Raw genomic sequence first — 16,946 nt, 5'->3', positions numbered from 1 at the left:
CTTGCGGGTGGGGCGCTCTGTAAGCTGACCTGCCTGCAGGCTGGAGCCTCAGCCATCGTCTCGATAGCGGTTTTCCGGCAGGCCCCGGTGGCCAGTGCGGATGGCCAGTACCGCACCATCCTGTGGGCCGGGCTGGCTCAGGCCGAAGCGGGCGGAAGTAATCAGCAGGGTATCCAGTTGTTTGCCACCCTGTGCATTCCCAAAGGTACAGCTGGTCGGGTTGCGTACCGGCAGCGGGATGATGCGGTCGGTTTTACCTGTTGGTGTGGTACGCACGATGCAGCCTCCGCCAAAGCGGGCCGTCCACAGACAGCCGTCCTCATCCATGGCCGAACCATCGGGAATGCCCGGCCCGCCTTGTTGCAACACCCGGCGCTGACTGATGTCGCCGGATGCCGCGTCGTAGTCCCACACCCAGATGGCATTGCGTTGGCTGTCGCCAGCATAAAAGCAGCGCTGGTCGGGCGACCAGGCCATGGTATTGGGGCAGCCGAATTCGGCTGCGCTCAAGGCGATGGCTTGCTCCCCGCTGGTACGCCACAGGCGACCGGCACAGCGGGAGGTGGCACGTGGCTGGCCATGGTGGTCCAGATTGTTTTCCATGCTGGCCACCCAGAAGCGTCCGGCCGGATCACACTTGCCTTCATTCAGCCGTAGCTGCGGGTCGGTTTCCGGCCGGGTGAGCCAGTGCAACAGCCCTTGTGTCGGCGTCCACAGCGCGGTGCCGCTGGCGAAGGCCACCACCGCCATGTCGCCCTGCCGGTTCAGCGCCAGTGCGGCAGGCAGTTCGGCAGTGGGAAAGCTGTCGGTGCGGCCATCCGGCCAGCGGCGGCGGATGGCCTGTGCCGTCATGTCCACCGACCACAGGCAACCGTGCTCAGCATCCCAGAACGGGCTTTCGCCTACGTGGTCGCGTTGCCTGCCCCAGATGGCTATTTTCATGATTGTGATTCAGAAAAATAGTGTGGAAACAGGGCTTGCGCCTGCTCCAGGAACGAGAAGATCCGCCGCAGATGCAACTGCAGGCAGGCTTCCGCTGCCATGCCATCGCTGCCGGCAATGCTGTCGCGTATGGCCTGGTGCTGGGCAATCACCATGGCCAGATCCTCTACCGAGGCGACTGTCAGTTGCCGGAAACGGTCCATATGCACCTTGACGCGGGCAATCTCCTCGATCACCGGGCCGCAGCCGGCAAACAGGGCGATATGGCGGTGAAAATCCTCGTCCGACTGATAAAAGCGTTCCAGATCGCCCACTTGCAGATAAGTACGTTGCAGGGTGATCTCCTTGTCCAGCTGCATCAGCAGGAGCTGGCGATCTGTCATGGCCATGACTTTGCGCAGCATGGCGGTTTCCAGTGCTTCGCGCATGAATTGCGACTTTTCCAGATCGCTGCGGCGCAAGGGCAGTACACGGCTGCCCCGCTGCGGCATGACTTCCAGCAGACCCTGTTCCGCCAGCCTGGCCATCGCCTCGCGTACCGGGGTGCGGCTGACGCCCAGAGTGGCGGAAAGCGTAGCTTCTGAAATCAGCTGGCCCGGTTCCAGTTCAAAGCGGCAAATCCGCTCCAGCAGCAACTGGTATAGCTGGCGCGCCAGCGGCTGGCGCGGATCCGGTACAAAGGGTTTGGGCGTAGCCAAGGCTGCGGGCTTGCTCATCACACTTGCAGACCTTGCATGAACTGACGGCGCAGCAGCCCAAACAGCAATAAGGTGGGCAGCGAGGCCAGCACGGCGGCGGTCAGCATGATATTGGGCCCGCTTTGCGCATAACTGCCCTGGAATACCAGCAAGGCATTCATGATGGAACGGGTCTCCGGGCTATTGCCCAGTACCGAGGAAAACAGCATGTCGTTCCAGATCCAGGTGAATTGCAGCAGGAACACCGCCGACATCGGGCCGCGCAGATTGGGCAGGATGATGCGCCAGAACAGCATGAATTCCGACGCCCCATCCAGCCGTGCCGCCTGGTCGATTTCCAGGCTCAGGTTCTGCATGTAATTGCGTAATACCAGCACCGGGAAGGGAATGCAGATAGCGGTATACAGCAGGCACATGCCCAGATGCGTATCCAGCAGCTCAGCCCACTGGAAGCCGAAGAACAGTGGAATCAGGTACATCTGGAAGGGAAACACCGTGCCGGCAAACAGCAGCAGGAACCACAGATTGCGATGCCTGAATTGCATGCGTGCCAGCGGATAAGCGGCCATGGCGGCCAGCAGCACCGCCAGCGAGGCACCCACCGCGGCATACAAGCTGGAGTTGAGCATGGCCTGTGCCATATCGCCCTGTTCCCAGGCCATGCGGATATTCTCCTGCAAGGGGGACACACCCTCGGGCAGGGACAGCGGAGGCGAGGCGGCATACTCGGCGGTGGATTTGAAGATGGCCAGCAAGACATAGCTGAAGGGCAGCAGCCACAGCAAGGCGATTGCTAATCCGCACAGGGCCTTGCCCCAGCGTGGCGGAGATGCCGGCGGCGGCAGGGCCAGCCATTTGGCTTGTTGCGATGTCAGGTTTTGCATCAGCGGACCATCCTGTCTACACGGGCTTGCAACAAGGTCTGGAGCCAGGTGACGGCCAGCACCACGCCACCAATCACCACGGCGGTGGCGGCAGCAAAGGCCCAGCTGTTTTTCTGGAAGGCTTCGAAGTACATGAATACCGCCAACGACAGGGTGCGCTGCTGCGGATAGTTGGCCCCCATCACCCACAGCAGATCAAACACGGTAAAGCCAGCCAGTACTGACAGAATCACCACCATCAGCAAGGTGGGGGAGAGCAAGGGCAGGGTGATGTGGCGGAACACCTGCCAGGGCCGGGCACCATCCATGCGGGCAGCATCCAGCGGGTCGCGCGGTAGCGCAGCCAGCCCCAGCAACAGCAAGACCATCACCAAGCCGCAGCTTTGCCAGACAAAGGTCAGGATGATGGCTGGCGTGACCAGCTGTTCTTCAAACAGCCAGCCGGTTTCCTCCGGCATGCTGGTGAACTGTCCCAGCATCTGGTTGAGCATGCCTTGTGGTGCGTAGACGTAGTACCACATCACACCCACCGCCGTCGGGGCCAGAATGCGCGGCAGAAAAATGATGGATTTGAACCATTCCTGACCGGGCATCCGGCGGAACAGCAGCGCCAGTCCCAATCCTACCGTGAGGGGAAACAGCACCGACGCCACCACCCACAGCGCGGTATTGCCCAGCGCATCGTCAAAATAGGGGCTGGACCACAACTGGTGATAGTTTTCCAAGCCGGCGAACTCGTCCCGGCCCTCAAACAGTTGCCATTGGGTAAAACTGAGCCAGATGTTGTACAGCACCGGTAGTAACAGCAGGGCTGTCACCAGCAGCAGGGCAGGTGCCATGAAGCGCAGTGCCAGGCGAAACTGACGCCCTTGCCGGGCGCGTTCGCGAGCCTTGATTTGTGCCAGTCCGATGCGGGCCAGCAGTTGTTGATCATGCTGCAAGAGCGGGTTCATGCCGGTCTCCGTTCAAGTGCGGGTGGCTGGCCTGTGGCCAGGCGATGGATCAGGACTTCTTGCGCTTGCTCCAATAAGCCGCATTCAGGCTTTGCATGCGCTGCATGACGTTCTGGGCGGTGTTCATGTCCGGTTTGAGCATGAAACGGTTGAATTCCGCCACCATTTCGCCTTGCAATGCGGTGGGCACGCCTTCCCACCAGCGCAGAAACATGGCATGCCTCGTTTGGGCCAGTTGGGCATTCACCTGGCTGACAATGGCATTGGGGGCAGCAATCTTGTTGTTGCCGATATAGTTGCCCGATGCCTTGCCCCAGGTTTGCGCACCCTGGTTGGAAACCCAGAAGCGCAGCGTCTTCATTACATCAGGATTGGCTGCTCCCTTGCGGGAAACCACAATCGGTGCGCCTTCCACAATAATGGCCGGCTGCTGCACACCAGGCGCATTGGGCAGGATGAATACGCCCAGCTCCTGAAGTGGGAAGCCCGCCTTACCCAGCAGGCCGACTGCCCAATCGCCGAACAAATACATCACCCCCTTGCCCCGGACGAAGTCGTTGATTTCTTCATTGGAGCGCGGGTCGGAAAACCAGCCTTTGGCATACATGTCGGCCCATATGCTGAATACCTTGCGTACCGCCGGGCTGTCATAGGCCACGCTGCCATTGTTCAGGCCGACATAGGCCTTGGGGTCGGTGCGCAGCAGCAATTCCTGAAACCAGATGAAGCCGCGCCAGCCATCCTGGGTGGTAGCCAGAAACGGCGTCTGGCCGGCAGCTTTGATGCGAGCAGCCAGGGTTTGCAGCTCGGCCCAGTTGCTGGGTGGTTTCAAGCCCAGACGGGAAAATACGCGCTTGTCGTATAACACCACCCAGCGCGACAGCTGCAAAGGAACGGCATAGGGCTGCCCCCCCACGCTGAACAGGTCCTTGACGCCTGGCTGAAAGCGGCCATCGGCTTCCATCTCTTTCCACAGTGCGTCCAGTGGCGCCAGCTGACCGGTGGCTGCCAGCGTATTCAGCGATGCGCCGGTCCACCAGGTAAACAGCTCCGGTGTACGGCCAGAGGCGACCGAGGCCTGAATGAAAGTCTTGTATTGCTCCGCATTGGCATAAGGTGAAATTTTCAGGCTGATGCCATCGGTGCGCGCGGCATTAGCCACGGCCTGCAATGGTGCACTCCAGAAGCCTTTGTCATTGAACAGTTGTACTTCCTTGGCCGAGACAGCAGTGCTGAACAGGCAGCCAGCTAGCAGGGCAAAACGGAGCAAGGCTGGGCGTGTCATGGTGTATTGGTCTCCTGACGCTGCTGCTGATCAGCACGTAGCGATATGCCGCTATCGGCATCGAACAGGTGCAGGTTTTCGGCTCGGACGGTAAAGCGCAGGGTCTGGCCATCGGCAACCGGGAGCGGGGGCAGTTGGCGGGCAATCAGCGGCCCGCTGGCGGATTCGGCAAACAGCAGGGTTTCATTGCCCAGCATTTCCGACAGCGTGATGGTGGCGGCAAAGGTTTCGGCCTCTGGCGGAGCTTCATCCGGCCAATGCGGCACGATGTCTTCCGGGCGCAAGCCGGCGCAGACGCGCTGTCCATGCGTCAATGCTGTGTCAAAGCGAGTCCGGTCCAGTGGTATGCGCAGCGCCGGCGAGGCAAAGAAGAAGTGTTCCCCCTCCTGCTGCAGTGTGCCGTGGAAAAAGTTCATTTGCGGTGTGCCGATGAAGCTGGCGACAAAGTGATTGACCGGATTCCGGAATACATCCAGCGGGCTGCCTTGCTGCACGATGGCGCCGTCTTTCATCACTACCATGATGTCGGCCAGGGTCATGGCTTCTACCTGATCGTGGGTCACATAAACGGTGGTGACCTTGAGCCGGTGTTGCAGGCGCTTGATTTCCACCCGCATCTGGTTGCGCAGCTTGGCATCCAGATTGGACAGCGGTTCGTCAAACAAAAACACCTTGGGCTCGCGCACGATGGCCCGTCCCATGGCAACGCGCTGCCGTTGGCCCCCGGATAGCTCGGCCGGTTTGCGGCTAAGGTAGGGGGTCAGCTCCAGTGTTTTTACTACGGCATCAATCCGGTCCTGCCGCTCGGCGGCAGAAATGCCGGCCAGTTTCAGCGAAAAGGCCAGGTTTTCCTGCACCGTCATGTGCGGATAAAGCGCATAGGACTGGAACACCATGGCCACGCTACGTTCCTGGGGCGGCAGCTCATTAGCCAGTTTGCCGTCAATCAGCAACTGGCCATGGCTGATGCTTTCCAGTCCGGCAATCATGCGTAGGGTGGTGGACTTGCCGCAACCGGAAGGGCCGACCAGCACCACGAAGGCTCCATCAGGTATATCGAGATTGATGCCGCGCACCACCACCTGCTGTTCGTATACCTTGACCAGGTCGCGCAGGCAGACTTCAGCCATGGTGCACCCCCACCTGCTTTTGGTGCGGGTCGGCCCAGCGCCGCTCCGGCAAAATGCCATACCAGCCGGGTCGGCCGGGGTCCCGGTCATAGGCATAGCCACCCACGCTGCGGTAGTGCTCGGCATACTGTGCCAGCTTGTCATGGCACACTTCGACCCCAAGACCCGGCCCGGACGGCAAGGTAATGGCTCCGTTCTGATAGCTGAATTTGCCCCCCACCAGAATATCGTCGCTCAGGTGATGGTAATGGGCATCGGCCGCGAAATTGAGATTGGGCAAGGCAGCACCCAGATGCAGCATGGAGGCCAGCTGGATGCCCAGTTCGCCGGAGGAGTGAATGGCGGCGGAGTGCTGGAAGGTTTCCAGCACGGTGCCCGCCTTGTACGCCTGCCGCAGTCCGCCCCAGAAGGTGGTATCCAGCAGGATGACATCCACCAGACTGTGGCGCATGCATTGCGCCAGCTGTTCAAAATTGACCACCACCATATTGGTTGCGGTGGGAATGGGCTGGCGTTCGCGCACGCGGCGCATGCCCTCCAGCCCCCAGGTGGGGTCTTCCAGATAATCATTCGGCAGATGGGCGATGGCGCGACCGACGCGCAGGCTTTCTTCCACCGACCAGCTGGCGTTAGGGTCCAGTCGCAGCCGGTCGCCTGGCAGGGCGGCGGCCAGCGCTTCCATGACCGCGATATCGTGGTCGGGCGCAAAGTGCCCGCCCTTGAGCTTGTGAACCCGGAAACCATGGCGCTGCTTCAGTTCCAGCGCATGGCGCACCATGTCTTCCGGCATGGTTTCACCGCCGCGGCCATTGTGTTCATAGCGGTAGAACAGGTAAGCGGCAAAATCCACCTGCTCGCGCAGCGCACCACCGAGAAAATCACAGGCACGCATGCCCAGCTGCTTGCCGGCCAGATCCAGACAGGCCATTTCAATGGCGGCATGCAGTTGCAGACGGTTGTTGTACAGGCTGGCCGTGGGATTCATGATTTTCCAGCGCAGTTGCTCGAACTGCAGCGGATCATGTCCCTTCAGGTAGGGCAGCAAGGCCTTGACGGCCGCTTCGGCACTTTCGCCGCCACCGCCCAGCTCGCCCCAGCCGGACAAACCGTTATCGTCGACCACCTCCACCACGGTGCGGACAAAGCGCTGCCAGTGCACGCCGGCGGAATGTCTGAGCGGAGCTTCCAGAGGAACGGCAACCGTTGTTGCCTTGATATCTACAATGGCCATATTTCAGTCCTGTAAGGGTGAGCCGCCAATTAGGGCAAGCAGGCCACCATCAATGCGGATGACTTCTCCGGTAATGAAGGCGGCACGCTCAGACAGCAAAAAGGCCACCAGCTCGGCAACCTCGCTGGCATGGCCTGCGCGGCCCAGGGGGTGCATGCTGTCGATTTCTGTACGCAGGGCGGCAGGGGACGGGGAGCTGGCGATGGCATCGCGCAGCATGGGGGTGTCGATGGAGCCTGGGGCGATGGCATTGGAGCGCACGCCCTGGCTGGCAAAATCCACGGCAATGGATTTGCTCAGGCCGATCAGCCCATGCTTGGATGCCGTATAAGCAGCCACATTGCGCTGAGAGGCCAGGCCTTGTACCGATGCCATGAACACCAGGGCACCACGGCTGGCGATCAACTGGGGCAACAAGGCCTGGGCCAGCAGGAAGGCTGCGCCCAGATTGGTCGCCATCACCTCGTCCCAGCATTGCTGCGAGGTGTCCAGCGCCGAGCCATAACGTTGGATACCCGCGTTATGGGATAAGCCATGGGCGCCGCCCAGTTCTTGCGCCGCTGCTGCCGCAGCATTGGCTGTCGCTCGGTCGGTAACCGAACCGATGACCAGTCGATGGGGAAGGTTGCGCGGCAAGGCCTCTGCCATGCGCGCCAGCCCTTTGGCGTCGATATCCACCAATACCAGTGGCTGACCATCTGCCGCCAGTCGCATCGCGACCGCTTGCCCAATGCCGTTGGCAGCCCCACTGACCACTACGCTCATTACCATCTCCCGCTTGGATTTGAGCGCTACCATACTAGTGGCCGAAAAGCTGGGTAACCGGTCAAAGGGTCAGACGAGGCTTGGTTTCATTGTCGTTTTGGCGAGAAATGACAAACCAGCCAGGGTGCATGATTGTTTGCTGATGGCCCATTGGCAGTATGACGGAATGGATGCAGCCATGGCGAGCCATACCCTGCACCAGACATGGTCTGACACTTGGGTCAGGGAGCCACTACCCGACTCGCGTGTACAGTTCCCCAGCGGTCTGCGGACGTGTCGAATCAAAGAAAGGGGTGCAAGGGGCGGTGGAAAAGTCCGACAGCTTTAAGACAGAGGCGAGCATCAGTCGCCTCCGGGCTCAAACCAGTTTGTTGTTGCGGGCAAAGTCAGTCAGGTCCACCACGTTCGAAATACCCAGTTTTTCGAAAATGTTCACCTTATATGTGCTGACCGTCTTGTTGCTGATGAACAGCCGGTCGGCAATGTCCTTGTTCGACAAACCCTGGGCAAGGTGTTGCAGCACGGCAAGTTCACGGTCAGACAGTTTTTCGATACGACTGTCGATCTGGTTTTCGTCATTAAGCTTGGCGCCGGACACCACGTCACGGGGAAAGAAACTGTAACCTGCCATGATGGCATCCGATGCCGACAGGATGGCGTTGAGGTCTTTGCTTTTGCTGACAAAACCGTCTGCGCCGGCCTGCATCGATCTTGAGGCATAGACCATTTCATCCTGCGCCGACAAGACCAGCAACTTGATGGCGGGATGTTGATTCTTGATGCGCTTGATCAGTTCCAATCCACTGATGCGGGGAATGTTCAAGTCGATGATGATGAGATCGGCTTTATGTTCTCTGACCAATTCGATGACAGACTGGCCATTGTCGGTTTCCCCGATGACTGCATACCGGCCGGATTTTTCCAGAACGGAACGGACAGCCAGACAAATGGCCGGATGATCATCGACAATGATGACACTTTTCATGATTAATCTCCGGAAATGATCAGGATTGGAAGTTTTTATTCGTTATGGGACTGTTGGAGAGTAAATGGGTTTGTTGAAAAATTTCATAAGATAAATCTAGTATTCAATCAGAAATTTCCCATCATCAATCAGTGCTGAGGCAAAGATAATATAAAACTTATAAAAGCAATGTAGCACATTTCAGGTGAATTTCATGTCAGGGTTATTCAATGCCGGACGTCATCGTCCGCTGCAGATTCTTGTCGCCGAAGATCATCCGGCGCAGCGCCAGGTCATTGTTTCCATGCTGGAGCAGCATGGTGCATGCATGGTGGATGAGGTGGGAGATGGCCTGCAGGCACTCTCGTTACTGAAAACCAATAAGTATGACCTGATGATCTGCGACCTTGGCATGCCTGGACTGGATGGCATTCAGTTGATGCGGCACCTCAGCCAAATGGACGATCTGCCGCAGCTGATCTTTTGCAGTTCTCATGCCGAGGACATCCTGCAGAGCGTGCAGCGGTTTGGCGTTCACTACCATCTTCCAGTACTTGCTTGTCTGGAAAAGCCGTTTTCTGCGAGCGAACTGTCCACCCTGTTACAGCAATGTGTAAGGCAACTGTCGGATGATACGGCGTTGAAGGCCATGGAAAGCATGGTGTTTTCCCGTCAGGAGCTGGAAGAGGCGATGCAGGCCGGCCAGATCAAACCCTGGTATCAGCCCAAGATCGACCCGCAAACGCTTGAGGTACTTTCGGTTGAAGCCCTTGCCCGCTGGGAGCATCCGGTACATGGCGTACTGACGCCCGATGTGTTCCTGCCGCAGGTGGATGTGTTGAATCTGAGCGAGAAACTGCTTTGCACCATTTTGCGCCAGGCTGCACGGGATTGCTGTGCCTGGGATATCAAGTTTCCGCAGAAAAGGCTGGGTGTGGCAGTCAATATTAATGTCCGCGAATTTGATAAACCCGATATGCCTGAAAAATTGAACTCCATTATTCAATCCATGCATTTGTCACCAGGTCGCATTACTCTTGAATTGACAGAAACCCAGCCGCTGAATAACTTGATTTTGTCATTGGAAAATGCCATTCGCCTGCGGGTGATGGGTTTTAATCTGGCACTGGATGATTTTGGCGCCGGATATTCCGGCTTTCATCATTTGCGTGAAATTCCGGCCAACTCTGTCAAAATCGACCGCTTGCTGGTGCATCAGGCAGCAGGAGACCCGGCAGCAGAAAAGCTGCTGGGTTTTGCCGTACGCATGTTGCAAAGCCAGAATGTTTCGGTGGTGGTCGAGGGCGTCAGCCGACAGCAGGACTTTGAGCTGGTGAAACAACTGCAAGTGGATCTGGTACAGGGTTTTCTGTTGGCGGAGCCGATGTCGCGCAGTCGCTTGGATTCCTTCATGATGACACCGGCTGGTATGGCCAACTAGAAGCGGCGTAGTGACCGCAGCGCCAGTCCAATCAGGCTCATACTGCACAGCTGCCAGTTGTCCAAGGTATGGTGATAAACCTGGCAGTCCACCACGATGGCGGTTGCCGGATACATAACACATTACGGCAAAGCGACTGGTTGATATCTGGTTCCTGCTACTGTCGAGCAGTGCGTAAGCAAGACCAGTGTGCAAGCTGCCCAGACCGGTCAGCCAAGCACAATTGTTGGCTGTTGCCGGTAATTCATACAGCAGTGGCCACCAGTCGGTGACTATCACTCCGACTGCACATTGCCACCAGGCAAAGGTAAAAGAACTGATGTCCGGTTTTTGCCTGGCAATGGTGGGCAGGCCGGCATACGACAGCGATCCGCCAATGCACATCATCACACCTCCCAGAAAACCATCAGGCAGAAATAATATTGACAATATCAACAACAAATCATATTGTTGATAATGTCAATCAATATGTCATGCGCTTGTTTTCCGGACAAAACATACCTGCAAGGAGTTGCCCTTGGCTGAATCAAGCCCCTCGCGCGAACGCGGCCTGTTGTGGTTGCTAGCGCTTACCCAGTTCACCATCATCATGGACTTCATGGTGATGATGCCGCTGGGGCCGCAAATCATGCACGCATTTGCCATCAGCCCAGCGGCGTTTGCCACGGCTGTCTCGGCTTATTCATGGTGTTCCGGCCTGTCCGGGCTGTTTGCGGCAACCTATATCGACCGCTTTGACCGTCGTCGACTGCTGTTGGTGATATACGGCCTGTTTGCCGTCTCCAACCTGGTGTGCGCGATGGCGGGGAATTTCCACATGCTGCTGGTGGCACGTGCGTTTGCCGGTTTGAGTGGTGGGGTACTGGGGTCCATCATCATGGCCATTGTCAGTGACATCATCCCGGTTTCCCGCCGTGGAGCGGCCACTGGTACCATCATGACGGCCTTTTCGCTGGCGGCAATTGCCGGGGTTCCGGCCGGCATCGTGCTGGGCGCGCACCTGGGTTGGTCTTCGCCGTTTTATTTGCTGGCGGTATTGTCGGTGCTGATCTGGCTGGCCGCACTGGTGCTGGTGCCTTCATTGCGGCTGCATTTGCAGGTGGCACCACCGCCATTGCGTCAGGTATTGCCTGATTTGTGGCGTTTGCTGAGTAATCCGCTGCATCTGCGGGCGTTCGGACTGACCTTTGTCATGCTGGTGTCGCACATGATGGTGATTCCCTTCATCTCGCCGGTGTTGGTGGCCAACCACGGTATCGCCCCGCAGCAGATTGCCTGGATTTACATGGCAGGCGGGGCGGCCACTTTCTTTACCTCCCGGCGTATCGGCAAACTGGCCGACCGCTATGGCAAACATCAGCTGTTCCGCATCATGGCCTTGTTTTCCATGCTGCCGGTGCTGTTTGTCACCCATTTGCCGGATTTGCCCTTCATTGCCATCGTGGCATTTTTTCCGGTCTTCATGGTGGCCTTGTCCGGCCGCATGATTCCACTGCAGGCCTTGCTGACTACCGTGCCACAGCCGCAAAACCGTGGGGCATTTCTTAGTGTCAACAGTGCCATTCAATCCCTGGGCAATGGTTGCGGGGCCTGGCTGGGTGGTTTGCTGTTGAGCAATACCGCCAGTGGCCAGATTCTGGGTTATGGCCTGAATGGCTGGTGTGCCGTGGTGCTGGTGAGCGTGGCCTTGTGGTGGGTGGGGCGCGTCCATGGGCAAGTGACGCCCGAGCTGGCGAAGGCGCACACCTGAAGGCAAGGGGGAGTGGCCAGGTAATGCGATATGGCTGGTGGATGAGAAAATGTAATGGTGTTGTGCTGGTTGAAGTTTTGCTGCCGACGTTAGAATGACGACCTGATCTGATACGCAGCCAGCAGCCGATTGAGGAAACGGCGTGGCATACAAGGCGTTGCGGATGTGATGGTTTGAATTCGGGGCACAATCATAACAAGCATGCAAAACAAGAATGGCAGGACACCATGGGCACGGTCATGGTTAAGCGGCAGCAGCAACTTGCTGCTTGGGGCAGGGCTGAGTGCGCTGTGCTTGCCACTGTGGGCAGCGGAAGTCAGCAATGGCATTACCACCATCAAACCGCAGCTGGGGGAGGCCACGTCGCTGGATTTCGGGGCTGCCAACCTGTCCGTGCGCGGTTGGCTGGGCCTTGGTACGGTAATCCGCGCGGCCAACCCTGACCCGGTACTGGTTAAGGGGGCGTCCATGAATACCCTGAACGATGGTGATCAGAACTATCGTGCCGGGGATGCCGTTTCTAGCGCGATTGAAAGCTATGTACAGGCCGACTTGCAATACCAAGGCCTGGGGCTGCGGCTGGCTGGCAAGGCCTGGTATGACTACACCCAGGCACAGCAATCGGTGCTGCATGGCAATGTGACCAACCATTACCAGTCTGGCGCTCCGCTGAGTGATGAAGGCTTCGTGCCTTTGGGCCGATTTGGCAATGTGGTGCTGGATGATGCCTATGTATATGGCACCACTGCGCTGGCCGGCTATCCCCTGCAGTTGCGTGCCGGGCGGCAAACCATTCCCTGGGGGAGCCCCACTGCCGGGGGCATGCTGTCCCAGGTCAATGCCACCGATTACGCAGCACTCAGTCGCGCCAGTTCGGTTGCAGCCGAGTCGGGCATTCCGGACTGGGCCGTCTACGGCAAGCTGAACCTCAGCGAGCGGCTGACTCTGGATGCCTTTTACCAGTTTGCTTTTGCTCCCAATGTCTATCCCGGTTGCGGTACCTTTTATTCCACTGGCGATTATGTGCAGCCAGGGTGCAATCAGCTCACCCTGAACGGTGCCTTGTTGTCTGCCATTGCCCACCGCAGCATCAGCACCAGCGATGCGCAGTCCGTGAGTAACGCGCTGGACTATGTCAGCCGCGCTCCAGACCGTCTGCCATCCGGTGGGCAATATGGTGCCGGCCTGCAATATCTGCTGAATGGCGTGGGCAGGTTTGGTTTTTATGCGGCCAATATCGACAGCAAGGTGGGTTATACCGGTGTACAGCACAATACTGCGGGCGTGCTGACCCCCTTGTTGGCCAATACTGGCCAGGCGCAGGCTACCGGACTGAGCAGCCAGTATTACCGCAGCTATCCGGCTAATCTGCATTTGTTTGTGTTGAACTTTGCCAGCCGTCTGCCGGACCAGACCGGGCTGTATGCCGAGCTTGGCTATATACCGGACCAGCCACTGGCCTGGAACGGCGCTGATTTTCTCAACGGCCTGTTGCTGGGGCGTGGCCCGCTGGCGCGCTTGTACAAACTGCCGGCAGGTGCCAGCGCAGATGGCTATGACCGCTATCAGGTGATGAATCTCAGCCTCGGCGCGGAGCGTCCGCTCGGCAAATGGGCTGGTGGTGATTTCAAGTTGGCGGCTGAACTTGGTTTCAAACATGTATTCTCCCTGCCGGACCCGGCCGTGATGCGCTATGGCCGAGCCGGCTGGGGTATGGCGGCCAGCCAGGCTTATGCCACTTGCAGTGGCGATGCCGCTACCTGCCGGCTGGACGGCTTCATCACCAGCAATGCCTGGGGTGCCCGGTTGCGGCTGGAGGCCCGCTATGCCACCGGCTGGCCGGATATCACGCTTACCCCCGCACTGACCCTGGGGCAGGATGTGCGTGGCTATTCCTATGATGGCCAATATTCTCAGGGGCGGTTTACCACCATGTTCAGCCTGGCGCTGAATGTGCGGCGAGACTACCAGCTGGACCTTAGCTATCTGAAAACCGGCGGTGGTGATTACAATGTGCTGCGTGACCGTAGCCTGGTTTCCCTGGGACTGGGCATGCGCTTGTAAGCGGCCTGCCCTGTTTGCCAGTACCGGGACCGCCCCTTACACTGGCGGCGCTGTTCTCCCCGCCCACCCATGCCAATACCCAAGTCGCCATGAACCAACAACTCGCACTCAACAAGATCAATCAGGCCATGCAGCAACTGCAACAGGGAAAGGCTGCCATGGCGCGTGACAGTTTGAGTCGCGTCCTGAAGGCCTTCCCCGACAGCCCGGAGGTGCATTTCCTGCTGGGTCTTGCCTTGGTGCAACTGGTGCAGCCCAAGGGAGCACTCGCCCATTTCAATAGTGCCATCGCGTTGGCACCGGACCTGGCCGAAGCCTATGTCAATCGTGGCATCCTGTTGAAAAACCAGCAGCAGTTGACCAGGGCCTTGCAGGATCTGGACCGCGCCGTTGCTTTGCGTCCTGGCATGGCGGAGGCCTACAGCAACCGTGGCAATGTGCGGGTATTGCTGGACCAGCCCGAACAGGCTGGTGCGGACTTTGCCATGGCGATACGGCTGGACCCGCACAATGGCGATGCGCTGGTGAATATGGCGGCATTGCTTGCGAGTAGCGGCGATTACATGCAGGCACTTCCATTACTGGAGCGTGCTGTTGCCCTCAACCCGCAATTGACAGAGGCACAGATCAATCTTGCTAATGTGGAATATCGTCTGGGGCAGGAGCAGCAAGCCATGCAGCGGCTCAATGCCGTGTTACAAAGGCAGCCATCCAATGTTCGTGCCTTGGGTGCCAAATCACATCTGCTGGCAGAAGTCGGGGATGTCGCGGGTGCCCGTGCCTTGCTGGACAAAGCCTTGTCACACGCCCCGGCAGATGCGCTGGCCCGCTACGACAGATCGCTGCTCCTGCTGCTGCAAGGCGACTATGCCCGTGGCTGGCAGGACTACGAAGCGCGCAAACTGGACAAGCAGTTAAGCCAGCGTGCCGGTTTGCAGCGCTTTTCCCTGCCGGAATGGCAAGGTGAGGACCTCTCAGGCAAGACGCTGCTTTTGCATCAGGAGCAGGGCCTGGGCGATGCCATCCAGATGCTGCGTTACCTGCCGCAGTTGCAGGCGCAAGGCGCTCGGGTGCTGATCTTGCTCAATGCGGCGCTCTCACCCCTGGCCAGCCAGCTGTTGCCGTCCGGTCAGGTGTTTACCCAAGGTGAGGCACTGCCGCATTTTGACTTGCACTGCCCGGTGATGTCGCTGCCCTTGCGCATGGCCACCATGCTGGACAACATTCCGGCCGCGCAGGGCTATCTGGCGGTGGATGAAGCTTGCCAGCAGCATTGGGCAGGCTTGCTGGGAGAGAAAAAACGCTTGCGTGTCGGGCTGGCATGGTCCGGTTCGGCAAAGCATCTGAATGACCGCAAGCGCAGCCTGACGCTGGCTGCGCTGTCCGGCCTGCTGCAACCCGATCTGCTGCAACTGGCTGTCGAGTGGCACAGCCTGCAACGCGAATACCGCGAAGATGCAGGCGAGCGGGCTGCCTCCGGCATCATCGACCATGCCGCACAACTGCACACCATGCAGGATACCGCCGGGTTGATCAGCCAGCTGGATCTGGTCATCAGTGTGGACACCTCGGTGGCGCACCTGGCCGGTGCTTTGGGCAAACCGTGCTGGCTGCTGCTGCCGTTCAATCCGGATTTCCGCTGGGGGCTGGGCCGTAGCGATAGCCCGTGGTATGCCAGCATGCGTTTGTTCCGCCAGCCGCAGCCCGGTGACTGGGCCAGTGTGCTGGATGAAGTTGCCGGCCTGTTGGTAAAGCAGGCGGCTGACTGAAGTCTGTCAGTCGTCGCGGGTGAGCACTTCCAGCACTTCGATTTCAAACAGCAAATTGGAGTGCGGCGGAATGCGCGTGCCGATCTGCCGCTCGCCATAAGCCAGTTCTGCGGGTACCCACAGCTTGCGCTTGCCGCCCACTTTCATGCCCATCAGGCCGATATCCCAGCCCTTGATCACCCGGCCGGTGCCGATCACGCACTGGAAGGGGCGTCCCTTGTCATGCGAGGAATCAAACTTGCTGCCATCTTCCAGCCAGCCGGTGTAGTGGGTGGTAATCAGTGCGCCGCGCACCACTTCCTTGCCGTCACCAATGTGCAAGTCTTCGATTTTCAGTTGCTGGTCCATCTGTTCCGTTACCGCTCAGTTGCATGTCAGGCGGCATTTTAGCTGCCCTGTGCCAGCGGGAGAAGCAAGATGCACTAGCCGGGCTGGCCATCGCTACGCGCTTGCAGATACAGCCGGACAAAACGCAGGCTCCAGCCCAGTAGCAACAGCAGGCAGGCGCAGGCGCTCAGTACATACAGGCGGGCTGACCAAGTGGCGGGCAGGCAGTCGGTGGCCACGCGCAGCAAGGCCATGCCATGCACCGCCAGATACAGCCGCCACAGCCAGTCAGGTGCTTGCAGCGGCTGACCGGCATGGCCGAGCGACACGCGGGAGACAAAGGCAATCACCATGCTGATGAAAAAGCCGGTGGTGATGGCATGCAGCGGCGCCAGCCCCAGCGACACCGGCAGCAGCCCGGCCAGGCTGTACAGCAAGAAAGCCAGCGGCAGCCAGGCAAATGCCAGATGCAGCATGCACAGCAGACGATTCTGCCCGGTACGCCAGCCCTGCCAGCGCCGACAGATATAAACCAGCAACAGGCAGAAGGGCAGGTCAGCCGGCACGGTCGTCAGCCCGGCGATAGACAGCAGGCCGTGTAGCCAGCTGCCGCTCAGCATGGCCCACAGCAGCCAGTCCGGCTTCCAGGCCGGAATGTTTGGCATGGCGCTGACGGTGAAAAACGGCAGCATGCGGTGGCAGACGGTAAGGAATACCGGCAGCAGAAAGCCCCACAAGGCCAG

General features: G+C 59.0%; 15 protein-coding genes. 4 read left to right on the top strand and 11 right to left on the bottom strand.

What is annotated here, in order from left to right; all coding sequences use genetic code 11:
• Positions 1 to 48 precede the first annotated feature (48 nt).
• The 9 genes from JHD62_RS11335 to JHD62_RS11295 form a co-directional block, all read right to left on the bottom strand.
• Positions 49 to 942, bottom strand: a complete 894-nt coding sequence (locus JHD62_RS11335; protein ID WP_199102983.1) for an SMP-30/gluconolactonase/LRE family protein — start codon at positions 940 to 942, stop codon at positions 49 to 51.
• The gene (locus tag JHD62_RS11330) at positions 939 to 1,658 is read right to left on the bottom strand and encodes a GntR family transcriptional regulator (RefSeq protein WP_199102982.1); all 720 of its coding nucleotides are present in this window, start codon (positions 1,656 to 1,658) and stop codon (positions 939 to 941) included. Before JHD62_RS11330 ends, JHD62_RS11335 begins: the two co-directional genes overlap by 4 nt.
• On the bottom strand, positions 1,658 to 2,524 hold the full coding sequence (locus tag JHD62_RS11325) for a carbohydrate ABC transporter permease (protein WP_199102981.1): 867 nt from the start codon (positions 2,522 to 2,524) through the stop codon (positions 1,658 to 1,660). Before JHD62_RS11325 ends, JHD62_RS11330 begins: the two co-directional genes overlap by 1 nt.
• Entirely contained in the window at positions 2,524 to 3,477 is a 954-nt protein-coding gene (locus JHD62_RS11320; RefSeq protein WP_199102980.1) for a carbohydrate ABC transporter permease, read from the bottom strand. Before JHD62_RS11320 ends, JHD62_RS11325 begins: the two co-directional genes overlap by 1 nt.
• 49 nt (positions 3,478 to 3,526) lie before the next feature.
• Entirely contained in the window at positions 3,527 to 4,762 is a 1,236-nt protein-coding gene (locus JHD62_RS11315) for an ABC transporter substrate-binding protein (protein ID WP_199102979.1), read from the bottom strand.
• A complete protein-coding gene (locus JHD62_RS11310; RefSeq protein ID WP_199102978.1) occupies positions 4,759 to 5,892 on the bottom strand; it encodes an ABC transporter ATP-binding protein in 1,134 nt (377 codons plus the stop codon). The genes JHD62_RS11315 and JHD62_RS11310 overlap by 4 nt, the downstream gene beginning before the upstream one ends.
• Entirely contained in the window at positions 5,885 to 7,123 is a 1,239-nt protein-coding gene (locus JHD62_RS11305; protein WP_199102977.1) for an enolase C-terminal domain-like protein, read from the bottom strand. Before JHD62_RS11305 ends, JHD62_RS11310 begins: the two co-directional genes overlap by 8 nt.
• Positions 7,124 to 7,126: 3 nt before the next feature.
• Positions 7,127 to 7,888 (bottom strand): SDR family NAD(P)-dependent oxidoreductase, encoded by a 762-nt coding sequence (locus JHD62_RS11300; protein ID WP_199102976.1) that lies wholly within the window; start codon positions 7,886 to 7,888, stop codon positions 7,127 to 7,129.
• 358 nt (positions 7,889 to 8,246) lie between these two features.
• Entirely contained in the window at positions 8,247 to 8,873 is a 627-nt protein-coding gene (locus JHD62_RS11295; RefSeq protein WP_045846221.1) for a response regulator transcription factor, read from the bottom strand.
• Between the two features lie 193 nt (positions 8,874 to 9,066).
• Between JHD62_RS11295 and JHD62_RS11290 the strand changes: the two genes are divergently transcribed.
• The 4 genes from JHD62_RS11290 (at position 9,067) to JHD62_RS11275 (ending at position 15,876) form a co-directional block, all read left to right on the top strand.
• On the top strand, positions 9,067 to 10,293 hold the full coding sequence (locus tag JHD62_RS11290) for an EAL domain-containing protein (RefSeq protein WP_199102975.1): 1,227 nt from the start codon (positions 9,067 to 9,069) through the stop codon (positions 10,291 to 10,293).
• A 517-nt stretch (positions 10,294 to 10,810) separates the two neighbouring features.
• Entirely contained in the window at positions 10,811 to 12,043 is a 1,233-nt protein-coding gene (locus tag JHD62_RS11285; protein ID WP_233160865.1) for an MFS transporter, read from the top strand.
• A 261-nt stretch (positions 12,044 to 12,304) separates the two neighbouring features.
• Positions 12,305 to 14,107 (top strand): DUF1302 domain-containing protein, encoded by a 1,803-nt coding sequence (locus JHD62_RS11280; RefSeq protein WP_199102974.1) that lies wholly within the window; start codon positions 12,305 to 12,307, stop codon positions 14,105 to 14,107.
• Positions 14,108 to 14,196: 89 nt separating this feature from the next.
• Entirely contained in the window at positions 14,197 to 15,876 is a 1,680-nt protein-coding gene (locus JHD62_RS11275; protein ID WP_199102973.1) for a tetratricopeptide repeat protein, read from the top strand.
• A 6-nt stretch (positions 15,877 to 15,882) separates the two neighbouring features.
• Here JHD62_RS11275 and JHD62_RS11270 read toward each other — a convergent pair whose 3' ends face one another.
• Both JHD62_RS11270 and JHD62_RS11265 read right to left on the bottom strand, forming a co-directional pair.
• Positions 15,883 to 16,224 (bottom strand): FKBP-type peptidyl-prolyl cis-trans isomerase, encoded by a 342-nt coding sequence (locus JHD62_RS11270; protein WP_199102972.1) that lies wholly within the window; start codon positions 16,222 to 16,224, stop codon positions 15,883 to 15,885.
• A 74-nt stretch (positions 16,225 to 16,298) separates the two neighbouring features.
• Positions 16,299 to 16,946 (bottom strand): NnrS family protein (locus tag JHD62_RS11265; protein WP_199102971.1); only part of this gene is annotated, 648 nt, incomplete at its 5' end.

Origin of the sequence: Aquitalea sp. ASV11 (genome assembly GCF_016429185.1) — a bacterium.
Lineage (GTDB): Bacteria > Pseudomonadota > Gammaproteobacteria > Burkholderiales > Chromobacteriaceae > Aquitalea > Aquitalea pelogenes.
Note: the sequence above shows the minus strand (reverse complement) of the source record. Positions and strands in the feature narration are given on the sequence as shown.